The organism is Nissabacter archeti (genome assembly GCF_018257325.1).
Classification (GTDB): Bacteria; Pseudomonadota; Gammaproteobacteria; order Enterobacterales; family Enterobacteriaceae; genus Chimaeribacter; species Chimaeribacter arupi.
Genome location: NZ_JAERKB010000016.1, coordinates 16541 through 30089 on the forward strand (window position 1 = coordinate 16541; position 13549 = coordinate 30089).

At 60.9% G+C, this 13549-nt stretch carries 9 protein-coding genes; 4 read left to right on the forward strand and 5 right to left on the reverse strand.

Translation table 11 applies throughout. The features are described 5' to 3' along the window. Positions 1-3: 3 nt before the first annotated feature. Positions 4-1008: an N-acetyl-gamma-glutamyl-phosphate reductase gene (gene argC, locus JK232_RS19715; RefSeq protein WP_072931620.1), complete on the reverse strand. Its 1005-nt coding sequence runs from the start codon at positions 1006-1008 to the stop codon at positions 4-6. Between the two features lie 214 nt (positions 1009-1222). Between argC and argE the strand changes: the two genes are divergently transcribed. Next, positions 1223-2374: an acetylornithine deacetylase gene (gene argE, locus JK232_RS19720; RefSeq protein ID WP_072931618.1), complete on the forward strand. Its 1152-nt coding sequence runs from the start codon at positions 1223-1225 to the stop codon at positions 2372-2374. 226 nt (positions 2375-2600) lie between these two features. Further along, the gene (gene ppc, locus JK232_RS19725; RefSeq protein ID WP_072931616.1) at positions 2601-5237 is read left to right on the forward strand and encodes a phosphoenolpyruvate carboxylase; all 2637 of its coding nucleotides are present in this window, start codon (positions 2601-2603) and stop codon (positions 5235-5237) included. Positions 5238-5350: 113 nt separating this feature from the next. Here the strand turns inward: ppc and metF are convergent, their stop codons facing one another. The 3 genes from metF to metB all read right to left on the reverse strand — a co-directional run bounded on the left by metF (position 5351) and on the right by metB (position 10107). Then, a complete protein-coding gene (gene metF, locus JK232_RS19730; protein ID WP_072931614.1) occupies positions 5351-6259 on the reverse strand; it encodes a methylenetetrahydrofolate reductase in 909 nt (302 codons plus the stop codon). 249 nt (positions 6260-6508) lie between these two features. Then, positions 6509-8944 (reverse strand): bifunctional aspartate kinase/homoserine dehydrogenase II, encoded by a 2436-nt coding sequence (locus JK232_RS19735; protein WP_072931612.1) that lies wholly within the window; start codon positions 8942-8944, stop codon positions 6509-6511. Between the two features lie 2 nt (positions 8945-8946). Continuing rightward, complete coding sequence (metB, locus tag JK232_RS19740; protein ID WP_072931610.1) at positions 8947-10107, reverse strand: cystathionine gamma-synthase; 1161 nt, start codon at positions 10105-10107, stop codon at positions 8947-8949. A 347-nt stretch (positions 10108-10454) separates the two neighbouring features. Here metB and metJ point away from each other — a divergent pair, with 347 nt between their 5' ends. After that, positions 10455-10772, forward strand: coding sequence for a met regulon transcriptional regulator MetJ (gene metJ, locus JK232_RS19745; protein ID WP_072931608.1), 318 nt, complete (start codon positions 10455-10457; stop codon positions 10770-10772). A gap of 126 nt (positions 10773-10898) precedes the next feature. Here metJ and rpmE read toward each other — a convergent pair whose 3' ends face one another. After that, positions 10899-11114 (reverse strand): 50S ribosomal protein L31, encoded by a 216-nt coding sequence (gene rpmE / locus JK232_RS19750; RefSeq protein ID WP_072931606.1) that lies wholly within the window; start codon positions 11112-11114, stop codon positions 10899-10901. A gap of 207 nt (positions 11115-11321) precedes the next feature. Here rpmE and priA point away from each other — a divergent pair, with 207 nt between their 5' ends. Then, entirely contained in the window at positions 11322-13520 is a 2199-nt protein-coding gene (gene priA, locus JK232_RS19755; RefSeq protein WP_101829030.1) for a primosomal protein N', read from the forward strand. Positions 13521-13549: the final 29 nt, after the last annotated feature.

The following is a 13549-nucleotide window of genomic DNA, read 5'->3' on the forward strand; positions in this document are numbered from 1 at the left end:
GAATTACAGCAGCGACTGGGTTTCCGGGAACCCGAAGCGCAAATTCAGGCACTGCACCGCCTGGGCGGAGGCCCCTTTCAGCAGGTTGTCCTCGGTGGCGACCACAATCAGGTGCTCGCCCTGCACGGCAAAGCCGATGTCACAGAACGGCAGACCGACCACATCTTTCAGCGCCGGGACGCCTTCACGGTAGAGCCGCACCAGCGGTTTGTCGTGGTAGGCGTTGTGGAACGCTTCCGCCACATCCTGCGCCGTCACCCCTGCGTTCAGGCGGCAGGTGATGGTTTCCAGAATGCCGCGCGGGAAATTCGCCAGATGCGGGGTGAAGATCACCGGCGTACCCAGGTGGGCGACAATTTCAGGGTGATGACGATGGTTAAAAATGCCGTAAGGCTGAAGGCTGGTTTCGCACACGCTGCTTTTCAGGCTGGCTTTCCGGCCGGCCCCGCTGACACCGCTGGTGGCGTTGATCACCGGCCACTGCGCAGGGTTCAGCAACCCGTTCTCCAGCAGCGGCTTCAGCGCCAGTTGGGCCGCCGTCGGGTAACAGCCCGGCACGGCGATCAGTTGCGCGTCGGCCAGGGCATCCGCCTGCCATTCGGCCAGCCCGTACACGGCTTTCTCCAGCCATTCCGGGTGCTGATGCTCAAAGCCGTAGAAATCGGTGTAGAAGGCGGCGTCACGCACCCGGAACGCGCCGGAGAGGTCAAACACCACGCACCCGGCCGCCAGGAATTGCGGGGCCAGATCGTGGCTGACAGCGTGGGCCGTCGCGAGGAACACCACATCAACGCCTTTGGCGGCCTCTGCCACATTCTCCAGCGGCAGCACCGGCAGATCGATAATCCCTTTCAGGTGGGGATGCAGCTCGGCGAGCTGTTTTCCTGCATCTGCACTTTGCGCTGAAACCATCAAACCGGTTATGTTCATATGCGGGTGGCGATTCAGGTAGGTCGCAAGTTCCGCACCGGCATAGCCGCTGGCTCCAACTATCAGCGTATTCAACATGGGTTCCGCTCACCTTCTTAGTGGATGACTGACGCACGCGTCAGGCGTAACAGGTTACCGGGCTCATCAGCATGCTTCGCCGTTCACCCACGGGACTGAGCAGTTCATTTTTCCGTCAGGGCCGCTGCCGGTTCCTTTCTGCTCCGCCTTACTGTATTTTTATTCAAAATAAATGCATGAATATTGATACTATCCTAACTAAGGGCTGTCAACAGTGAAGATGAAATTACCTCCTTTTATTGAGCTATACCGGGCGCTGATCGCCACGCCATCCATCAGCGCCACCGACAGCGCACTCGACCAGAGTAATGAAGGATTAATCACTCTGCTCGCCGGCTGGTTCCGCGATCTCGGCTTTGAGGTCGAGATGCAGCCGGTGCCGGGCACCCGTAATAAATTCAACATGTTGGCCAGCATCGGCAGCGGCAGCGGCGGCCTCTTGCTGGCCGGGCATACCGACACCGTGCCCTTTGATGACGGCCGCTGGACGCGCGACCCCTTTACGCTGACGGAGCATGAAAACCGGCTCTATGGGCTGGGCACGGCGGACATGAAAGGTTTCTTTGCCTTTATCCTTGATGCGCTGCGTGACATTGACCTCAGCAAACTGAATAAGCCGCTCTATATTCTGGCGACCGCCGATGAAGAGACATCCATGGCCGGGGCGAGCTATTTTGCGCGCTCCACCACGCTGCGGCCGGACTGCGCCATCATCGGCGAGCCGACCTCGCTGAAGCCGGTGCGGGCGCATAAAGGCCATATGTCGAATGCCATCCGCATCGAGGGCCAGTCGGGCCACTCCAGCGACCCGTCACGCGGCGTGAACGCGATTGAGCTGATGCATGAGTCGATCACCCAACTGATGGGCCTGCGCAACTCCCTGAAAGAGCGTTTCCACCATGACGGTTTCGTCATCCCTTACCCGACCATGAACTTCGGTGCCATCCACGGCGGCGATGCCTCCAACCGCATCTGCGCCTGTTGTGAATTGCATATGGATATCCGCCCGCTGCCGGGGCTGACGCTGACTGACCTGAATGAGATGCTGAACCTGGCGCTGGCCCCGGTGAGCGAGCGCTGGCCGGGGCGCGTGACCGTGACGGAGCTGCACCCGCCGGTGCCCGGCTATGAGTGCCCGGCGGATCACCATCTGGTGCAGGTGGTGGAGAAACTGCTCGGCACCAAAACCGAGATCGTGAATTACTGTACGGAAGCGCCGTTTATTCAGCAGCTCTGCCCGACGCTGGTGCTTGGCCCCGGCTCGATTGAGCAGGCCCACCAGCCGGACGAATATCTGGACATGGCATTTATCCAGCCGACGCGCGCCCTGATCACCCAGGTAGTGCATCATTTCTGCCACGCCTGAGGCGGCAGATCCCGCGTTGGCAGATTAGCCGGGCTGATACGCGGCAGCCTGTAATTAAATTTCAGTGCTCAGGCGGTTTTAGCAGTAAGAAAATCGCCGTTTTTGCGGTACATATAGAGTGAAGGGCCGTAAGGCCGGTAAGACGATGCATTAACAGGGCAGCGATGCCTTTCGGGTGAAAGTTATTTACAAAACATAAAATCACAAGAGAAACAGGTCAGGGTCTATGAACGAACAATATTCTGCAATGCGAAGTAATGTCAGTATGCTCGGCAAGCTGCTCGGTGAAACCATTAAGGAGACACTGGGCGAGCACATTTTGGATCGTGTTGAAACCATCCGTAAGTTATCCAAATCCTCCCGCGCCGGTAACGAGGCGCACCGCCAGCAACTGCTTTCCACACTGCAAAACCTGTCAAATGAGGAGCTGTTGCCGGTGGCTCGGGCGTTCAGCCAGTTCCTCAACCTGACCAATACCGCCGAGCAGTACCACAGCATCTCGCCGAACGGCGAAGCGGCCAGCAACCCGGAAGCGCTGGCGCACCTGATCGCCCGCCTGAAAGAGAACAAGGTCACAGACGACCAGCTGCGTGACTCGGTGGATAATCTCTCGATTGAACTGGTACTGACCGCGCACCCGACGGAAATCACCCGCCGCACCCTGATCCACAAAATGGTGGAGGTGAACACCTGCCTCAGCCAGCTCGACCATAACGATCTGGCCGACTACGAGCGCAATAAAATCATGCGCCGCCTGCGCCAGCTGATTGCCCAGTCCTGGCACACCGACGAGATCCGCAAGCATCGCCCCTCCCCGATTGACGAAGCCAAATGGGGCTTTGCGGTGGTGGAAAACAGCCTGTGGGAAGGGGTGCCCGCGTTCCTGCGTGAGCTTAATGAGCAACTGGAAAATTCCATTGATTACCGCCTGCCGGTAGACGCCACGCCTATCCGCTTCACCTCCTGGATGGGCGGCGACCGCGACGGCAACCCGAACGTCACTGCCGAAATCACCCGCCGCGCCCTGCTGCTGAGCCGTTGGAAAGCCACTGATCTGTTCCTGCGTGACATCGCGGTGCTGGTCTCTGAGCTGTCGATGTCCGACTGTACGCCGGAACTGCGCGCCCGTGCCGGGGGCGATGAGGTGCTGGAGCCGTACCGCGAAATCATCAAAGGGGTACGCAGCCAGCTGACCAAAACCCAGGCCTGGCTGGAAGCAAAACTGAAAGGCGAGCACGCCGTGCGCCCGGATGACCTGCTGGTGCAGAACGAGCAGCTCTGGGAGCCGCTCTACGCCTGTTATGAGTCATTGCAGGCCTGCGGCATGGGCATCATCGCCAATGGTCAGCTGCTTGACACCCTGCGCCGCATCCGCTGTTTCGGCGTGCCGCTGGTGCGCATCGACCTGCGCCAGGAGAGCAGCCGCCATACCGAGGCGATTGCTGAAATCACCCGCTATCTGGGGCTGGGCGATTATGAAAGCTGGTCAGAATCGGACAAACAGGCGTTCCTGATCCGCGAGCTTAACTCCAAGCGCCCGCTGGTGCCGCGCAACTGGGAACCGAGTGAAGAGACCCGCGAGGTGCTCGACACCTGCAAAGTGGCCGCAGAAGCGCCGGAAGGCTCGATTGCCGCCTACGTGATCTCGATGGCGCGCACGCCGTCTGACGTGCTGGCGGTGCACCTGCTGCTGAAAGAGGCGGGGTGCCCGTTCCCGATGCCGGTTGCCCCGCTGTTTGAAACGCTGGATGACCTGAACAACGCCGACAGCGTAATGACCCAATTGCTGAACATCGACTGGTACCGCGGCTATATCCAGGGCAAGCAGATGGTGATGATCGGCTATTCCGACTCGGCGAAAGATGCGGGTGTGATGGCCGCTTCCTGGGCGCAGTACCGTGCGCAGGACGCGCTGATCAAAACCTGCGAGAAATCCGGCGTGGCGCTGACGCTGTTCCACGGCCGCGGCGGCTCCATCGGCCGCGGGGGCGCACCGGCCCATGCGGCGCTGCTGTCACAACCGCCGGGCAGCCTGAAAGGCGGCCTGCGCGTCACCGAACAGGGCGAGATGATCCGCTTCAAATTCGGCCTGCCGGAAGTCACCATCAGCAGCCTGGCGCTCTATACCGGCGCGATCCTCGAAGCCAACCTGTTGCCGCCGCCGGAACCGAAACCGGAATGGCGCCGCATTATGGATCTGCTCTCTGACGTCTCCTGCACCATGTACCGCGGCTACGTGCGTGAAAACCCGGACTTCGTGCCCTACTTCCGCGCTGCCACGCCGGAGCTGGAGCTGGGCAAACTGCCGCTGGGCTCCCGCCCGGCCAAACGTCGCCCCAACGGCGGCGTCGAGTCGCTGCGCGCCATTCCCTGGATCTTCGCCTGGACGCAGAACCGCCTGATGCTGCCCGCCTGGCTGGGTGCCGGTGCCGCGCTGCAAAAAGCAGTGGAAGAAGGGAACCAGGACGAGCTGGAAACCATGTGCCGCGACTGGCCGTTCTTCTCCACCCGCATCGGGATGCTGGAGATGGTGTATGCCAAGGCCGACCTGTGGCTGGCCGAGTATTACGATCAGCGGCTGGTGGATAAATCGCTGTGGCCGCTGGGCAAACAACTGCGCGATCAGCTGGCCAGCGACATTAACGTGGTATTGCGGATCGCCAATGATGATCACCTGATGGCCGATCTGCCGTGGATTGCCGAATCCATTGCGCTGCGTAACGTCTACACCGACCCGCTGAACGTATTGCAGGCTGAATTGCTGCACCGTTCGCGCCAGCAGGAAGAGCCGGACCCGCAGGTGGAACAGGCGCTGATGGTCACCATCGCCGGGGTCGCCGCCGGAATGCGCAACACCGGCTGACGTCAACGACAAGCACAAGGGCACCCACGGGTGCCCTTTTTTATGGTGATCGTTGTGAGTGCGGAAAAGGCTTAAAAAAGGCCGCACCGGCGGCCTGGCAGAGGGCGGGAAAATCAGGCGTGAACCGGGGCCACGGCACCGGGGCGGACGCCCAGCGTATGGCAGATGGCGTAGCTCATCTCTGCCCGGTTCAGGGTGTAGAAGTGGAAATCTTTCACCCCTTCCCGGCTCAGGATTTTCACCATGTCCATCGCAATATTCGCCCCGACCAGCTTGCGCGTTTCGGCGTCGTCATCCAGCCCTTCAAACATGTGGGTCATCCACTGCGGCACCCGCACGTTAGTCAGGGCGGCAAAACGCTGCAACTGTTTGAAGTTGGAAACCGGCAGAATGCCCGGCACGATTTCCACGTCAATCCCGGCGGTTACGCAGCGGTCACGGAAGCGCAGGTAGCTCTCCACATCAAAGAAGAACTGGGTGATGGCGCGGTTGGCCCCGGCATCGATTTTACGCTTCAGGTTGATCAGGTCAGACTGCGCGCTTTTGGCTTCCGGGTGCACTTCCGGGTAGGCAGCGACTGAAATATCAAAGTCACCCACCTCTTTCAGTAATGCGACCAAATCGGTGGCGTACATCTCCGGCTTGCCGCTTTCCGGCGGCAGGTCGCCGCGCAACGCGACGATATGGCGGATGCCGCTGTGCCAGTAATCGAGGGCAATCTGGCGCAGTTCGTCACGCGTGGCGTCGATGCAGGTCAGGTGCGGGGCGGCTTCCAGCCCGGTGCGCTCTTTGATGCCTTTAATGATGCTGTGGGTACGGTCACGTTCGCCGGAGTTGGCACCGTAAGTCACGGAGACAAATTTCGGTTTCAGGCTGCTGAGGCGGTCAATGGAGCGCCACAGGGTATCTTCCATTTCGCTGGTACGCGGCGGGAAGAACTCAAAGGAGACATTAAACTGACCATGCAGTTCGGCCAGACTCTGGTTCAGCGCGTCCCGCTGGTTTGCGTGGAAAAAACTCATACCCTACCTCATCAGTCACTGCATCAAGTTATCGAACGTTGTTCTTCTTGTGACATCCGGTTTGCTTAGCATGATAAGCGTCTAGACGTCTAAACGTATGGATAGAAAATGACGGAGATTGGTCAAAGAGTCAACTGAATATTCTTTGCCAACGGTGAGTAATCTTCACCCAGAGTGAAGAAAATTCAAGCAGGAAATGCAACAGGCGGGAAACGCCTTCTGCCGGGGCGGCAGAAGGCATTGAAAGGATTAGAGAAGGCGGGCCAGGCGGTTAAGATCGGACTGAATCGCCCCGGCGGTGACGTCGCGCCCCGCGCCCGGCCCGCGGATCACCAGCGGGTTATCACGGTACCAGCGGCTCTCAATGGCGAAGACGTTATCGCACGGCAGTAACGCGGCCAGCGGATGCTCCGGGCGCACCGCTTCCACGCCGACCCGCGCCTTGCCGTTGGCATCGAAACGCGCCACATAACGCAGCACCAGCCCCATTTCGTTGGCGGCTTCCAGGCGCTGCACCATCTGCTCATTCAGCGCATCGCCGTCTTCAAAGAATTGATCGACGCTGCCCTGGATGCAGTGGGCCGGCACCAGTGACTCGACCCGCACCTGATTCGGCTCAATGTCATAGCCCGCTTCACGCGCCAGGATAACCAGCTTGCGCATCACATCCTGGCCTGCCAGATCCACGCGCGGGTCAGGCTCCGTCAGCCCCTGTTGCCAGGCCTGGTCGACCAGCTCGGTGAACGGCACCGTGCCGTCAAATTGCAGGAACAGCCAGGAGAGCGTGCCGGAGAAGATGCCGCTGATCGCCAGGATGGTATCGCCGCTGTCACGCAGGTCACGCACCGTGTGGTTGACCGGCAACCCCGCGCCGACGGTGGCGTTATAGAGCCAGTGGCTGCCGGTTTTGGCGAAGGCGTCACGGATCTGGCGATAGTTGTCGCCGGCGGAGGCACCGGCCAGTTTGTTGGCGCTGATGACGTGGAAACCGTAGCTGGCGAAATCCAGGTACTGTTCCGCCAGGCTTTCGCTGGCGGTCACGTCCAGCACCACCAAATCGTCAAACGGGTGGGCGCGCATCCACAGGAACAGCGACTCCTCATCCTGTTCGCGGGCTTCGTCGTCAAAGAAAGCCAGCGCCCGGCTGGCGTCCAGCCCGTCATAGCTCAGCAGGCTGCGGCGGCTGTCCACCACCCCGGCCAGCACGAACTCAAAGCCGCTGCGCGCCGAGAGGTTTTTCTGTTCGCGGGCGAACAGCTCCAGCCAGCGCGACCCAATATTGCCTTTGCCGAACAGCATCAGGCCGATGCGTTTCTCGGCGCGGAACAGCGACTGGTGCAGGCCCTGGATCAGGTGTTCCGTCGGGCCGACACGCAGCACCGCCACCAGGCTGATGCCGTCTTCCGCCTGCCAGATGAACTCTACCGGCTGGTCTTTCAGCTCCTGATAGAAGCGGTGGCTGTGCAGTGGGTTTTTGCATACCCCGGCACCCACCAGTGCCACCAGTGCCAGCTTTTCACGCAGGTGAAGCTGGCCCGGCAGCCCGGCATCTTCCAGCGCCTGCAGGGCACTGCCGGCGACTTCAGCGGTATAGCAGAGTTGCAGCAGGTTGCGGTCAGGGTGCACACCGGTCGCCAGCGGCCGGATCTGGGCGCGCTTCAGTACCCGGTCCACCTCTTTCTGCGCCAGCACAAAGTCATGCTGCGGCGGAATAGTAAACTCAATCAGGCAGATATCATCGTGGCTGGTGACGATTTTCGCACCGGTACCGGAGGCCAGCACGCGCTCAATACGCGTTGAGCCCTGTTCCGGCTGGTAACTGCAACGCAATTGCAGATCGATATCGCTGCCGGAAACCGGCTGCAATGTGCGGGCGTGCAGCACCGGTGCCGCCAGGCGGGCCAGCTCGCTGGCCTCATCCAGCCGCAGCAGCGGCAGCAGGCAGGCATCTTTCACCTTGCGCGGGTCAGCGCTGTAAACCCCGGCCACATCGCTCCAGATGGTGACGCGGCTGACACCGGCCAGCGCGCCAATCTGGGTGGCAGAGTAGTCACTGCCGTTACGGCCGAGCAGCACCGTTTCCCCGGCATCGTTGCGGGAGATAAAGCCGGTGACGACCAGATATTTATGCGGGTGCTGCGCCAGCAATTGTTGCAACAGCGGGTAGGAGCGGCCTTCGTCCACTTGCGGCTGGGCCGCACGCTCGGCACGCAGGAAATCGCGCGCATCAAGCCAGGCAGCCTGATAGTCGAGTTTATTGAGCACTGCCGCCATCAGGCGCGCAGACCAGATCTCACCGTGGCCGACCACTTCGGCATACACCGCATCCGTCAGCGGGGCATCCAGCAGCGCTGCCAGGCGTTCCAGATCGTGAATGAATTGGGTAATCAGCGGCTCAGCCAGTTCCGGCGGTAACAGCCCGGCGATCAGCTCGCTCTGGTAACGGCGCAACGTCTGCTGCACCTGATGCGCCGACAGGCGGTCGCTCTGGCTCAGCTTCAGCCAGCTGATCAGCTGGTTGGTGGTGCTGCCTGCCGCCGACACCACCATCATGTCGCCCGGCTTGCCGTACTCCGCCATGATCCCGGCGACACGCAGATAACACTTCACATCGGCCAGACTGCTGCCGCCAAATTTGTGCAACTGCCGGCTCCCCGCCGGCGCTGCTACCGCAATTGCATTCATGCTTACCTCGTTGCCGCCGCCTGGAAAGCCTGTTCCAGATCGGCAATCAAATCTTCACTGTCTTCCAGACCCACGGAAACCCGCAACAGGCTGTCGGAAATCCCGGCTGCCTTACGCGCTTCCGGTGCCATGCCCGCGTGGGTCATGGTCGCGGTATGGGAAATCAGGCTCTCTACCCCGCCCAGCGACTCCGCCAGCGTGAACAGCTTCAGCGCTTTCAGGAAGCGGCGCAGGGTCGGTTCATCGCCGTCCAGCTCAAAACTCAGCATCGCGCCGAAACCGGCCTGCTGGCGGCAGGCGATCTCATGGCCGGCATTGTCCGGCAGGGAAGGATGATACAGCTTTTTCACCTGCGGCTGCTGCGCTAAATACGCAACAATCGCCTGGGCATTGCTCTGCTGTTGCTTGATGCGCGGCGATAGGGTGCGCAGGCCGCGCAGCAGCAGGTAGCTGTCAAACGCCGCCCCGGTCACACCGATGTTATTCGCCCACCAGGCCAGCTCTGTCGCCAGCGCCGGGTCTTTGGCGATCACCGCGCCGGCCACCACGTCAGAGTGCCCGTTCAGGTATTTGGTACAGGAGTGCACCACCAGGTCCGCCCCCAGTGCCAGCGGCTGTTGCAGCGCCGGGCTGAGGAAGGTGTTGTCCACCACAGTGACCGCACCGGCCGCCCGTGATGCCTCACAAATGGCGGCGATGTCCACCACGCGCAACAGCGGGTTGCTCGGCGTTTCAATCAGAACCAGCTTAGGTTTTTCCTGCAACGCATCGGCCAGCGCGGCGGCGTCACCCTGGTCGACAAACCTCACACGGTATGCGCCGCGTTTGCTCAGGCTGTCGAACAGGCGGTAGCTGCCGCCATAGCAGTCATGTGGGGCCACCAGCAGATCACCGGGTTTCAGGAACACGGTACAGACCAGATGAATCGCTGACATCCCGCTGCTGGTCATCACCGCACCGGCACCGCCCTCCAGATCCGCCAGCGCGCGCTGCACCACATCACGCGACGGGTTGCCGCGGCGTGAATAGTCATGGGCGCGAGGTTCGTTGAAATCGGTGAAATTATACGTGCTGGACAAGTGGATGGGGGGAACAACACAGCCATACTGCTCATCATCATTCAGGCCGCTGCGTACGGCGATGGTTGCTTGCTTATGCGTCATGTGGTCTCTCCCTGACGGGATGCTGGGGGTTAGGGCCTAAAGATTAATCGCATCGATAATAGACGTCAATACATCTGGACATCTAAACTTCTTTGCGTATAGATTGAGCAGAGCCACAATACCCGCTAAAATTATAGCGTTTTCAAATGTGAGTAACATGTCAGGCAGGTTGCAGCCCCGTTGCGCGGCTGAAAGAAAGACTGTTGACCGGTTACAACGGCGTGTCAGTGAGGTTGCTCCGGTAACGGAGATTTTTATCAAGATTGGTTTAGTGAGAACAGTGAAGATCGGGCATAATCAGCCGGTTTTTAGAATTTTATATTTTTCCGACAAATTTAAGGTGTCCCATGGCTGAGTGGAACGGCGAATATGTCAGCCCATACGCTGAACACGGTAAAAAAAGCGAGCAAGTTAAAAAAATCACGGTGTCTATCCCGCTGAAAGTGCTCAAAATTCTGACGGATGAACGGACACGTCGCCAGGTGAACAACCTGCGCCATGCCACCAACAGCGAACTGTTGTGTGAGGCGTTCCTTCATGCCTTTACCGGCCAGCCGCTGCCGAATGATGCTGACCTGCGCAAAGAACGCAGTGATGAGATCCCGGAAGAAGCGAAAGTGATGATGCGCGAAATGGGTGTGGATCCCGATACCTGGGAATATTAAGCGGGGCGGTGGGCCGGTGCCCGCCGTGTTGCGGTGATTTTTCCAGACCTGGGAAAAAGCAGAAATGCCGGAACCAGAAATGCAAAAAGGCGCCTGAAGGCGCCTTTTTCGTCGTGCGGGCAGTAATTACTTCTTAGCGCCCGGTACGCTGAAACGCTTGTTGAAGCGGTCAACACGACCACCGGTAGCCACGTCACGTTGCTTACCAGTATAGAACGGGTGACATGCGCTGCACACGTCCAGGTTCAGATCGTGACCCATAGTAGAACGGGTTTTGATCACGTTACCGCAGGTGCAAGTGATGGTAACGAAATCGTATTTCGGGTGGATACCTTGTTTCATGGGAAAACCTCAGTTAAGGCCGCGTCGCTATCCAGCCCTGTTTTGCCAGACACCACGCGTAGTGGATAAAGTTAGGTTTTGATAACATCAAAATGTATCAAAGGCGGCGAATCATACAGAAACCCGCAGGCCGATGCAAACGCATCCACACATTTTGAGGCACACAGTGTACACTATTCCGACATTTTTTAACAGTCCGGACACCTGATGCCTGTCGTTCATACCGCCCTGCCCGTGCCCCTCAACCGTACTTTTGACTATCTGCTGCCTGACGGCCTGCCGCCGGTGGTGCCCGGCGCGCGCATCACCGTGCCGTTCGGCAAGCGTCAGGTGGTGGGCGTGGCGGTAGGGGTCAGTGAGCAGAGCGAACTGCCGCGTGACCAGCTCAAACCGGTGGACGGCGTGCTCGACAGCCACAGCCTGTTCAGCCCGCTGATGTGGCGGATGCTGCACTGGGCCGCCGGTTACTACCACTTCCCGCTGGGGGAGGTGCTGTTCCATGCGCTGCCGGTGCTGCTGCGCCAGGGCAAAATGGCTGAGCTGCCGCCGCGCTGGCAGTGGTTCGCCACCGAACAGGGGCGGGTGACGCCGCCCGACAGCCTGAAACGGGCGCGCAAGCAGCAGCAGGCGCTGGCCACGCTGTTACAGGGGCCGGTCTGGCGCGACGCAGTGGCTGACCTCGAACTGACCGAACCGGCACTTCAGGCGCTGCGTGCCAAAGGCCTGGCTGACCTGCGCGCGCAGGCGGCCGGGGTGGCGGACTGGCGGCCGGGCTTTGAGGTGCTCGGGGAGCGGTTGCGGCTCAACACCGAGCAGGCCACCGCGGTGGGCGCGATCCGCAGTGAGGATGACCATTTCGCCCCCTGGCTGCTGGCAGGCGTGACCGGCTCCGGTAAAACCGAAGTCTACCTCAGCGTTCTGGAGAATATCCTCGCCGCCGGTAAGCAGGCACTGGTGATGGTGCCGGAAATCGGCCTGACGCCGCAAACCATCGCCCGCTTCCGCGAGCGTTTCAATGCCCCGGTGGAGGTGCTGCACTCCGGCCTGAATGACAGCGAGCGGCTGGCCGTGTGGCTGCGGGCGCGTAACGGTGAGGCGGCGATCGTCATCGGCACGCGCTCCTCGCTGTTTACCCCGTTTGCGCGGCTCGGCGTCATCATCATCGATGAAGAGCATGACAGCTCCTATAAACAGCAGGAAGGCTGGCGTTACCATGCGCGCGACCTGGCGGTGTACCGCGCCCATGCGGAAGATGTGCCGATCGTCATGGGCTCGGCCACCCCGGCGCTGGAGACGCTGCACAATGTCCAGACCGGCAAATACCGCCAGCTCACGCTGGCGCGCCGCGCCGGTAACGCCCGCCCGGCTGCCCAGCACCTGCTGGACCTGAAAGGGCTGCCGCTGAAAGCGGGCCTTTCCCAGCCGCTCCTGAAACGGATGCGTGAACATCTGGCGGCAGACAACCAGGTGATGCTGTTCCTCAACCGGCGCGGTTACGCCCCGGCCCTGCTTTGCCATGAGTGCGGCTGGATCGCCGAATGCCAGCGCTGCGACCACTACTACACCCTGCACCAGCACCTGCGGCAGTTGCGCTGCCACCACTGTGACAGCCAGCGGCGCGTGCCGTACCAGTGCCCGCAATGCGGCTCCACGCAGCTGATGCCGGTGGGCGTTGGTACGGAGCAGCTGGAACATGAGCTGGCCCCGCTGTTCCCGGACACGCCGATCACCCGCATCGACCGCGACACCACCAGCCGTAAAGGCGCGCTGGAGCAACACCTGGCCGATGTTCACCGCGGCGGTGCGCGCATCCTGATCGGCACGCAGATGCTGGCGAAGGGCCACCACTTCCCGGATGTCACACTGGTTTCCCTGCTGGACGTGGACGGCGCGCTCTTTTCCGGCGATTTCCACTCGGCAGAACGCTTCGCCCAGCTCTACACCCAGGTTTCCGGCCGCGCCGGGCGGGCGGGCAAACAGGGTGAGGTGATTTTGCAAACCCACCACCCGGAGCACCCGCTGTTGCAGATTTTGCTGCGGGAAGGGTATGACGCCTTTGCCCGCCAGACGCTGGCCGAGCGCAAAAGCGTGTTTCTGCCGCCCTTTACCAGCCACATCCTGATCCGCGCGGAAGATCAGGATAACCAGCTGGCGGCCCAGTTCCTCCAGCAATTACGCACCCTGTTTGAGGCCAGCCCGCTGCGCGAGGAGTCGCTCTGGATCCTCGGCCCGGTGCCGGCGCTGCAACCCAAACGCGGCGGGCGTTTCCGCTGGCAGTTGCTGTTGCAGCACCCGGCGCGCCGCCTGCTCCAGCGCCTGATGACAGAGTCCCAGCCCCTGATTGCTGCCCTGCCGCTGTCACGCAAGGTCAAGTGGACAGTGGATGTTGACCCGATCGACGGCTGACCGGCAGAACGATAATCCCGCGCCGGAAA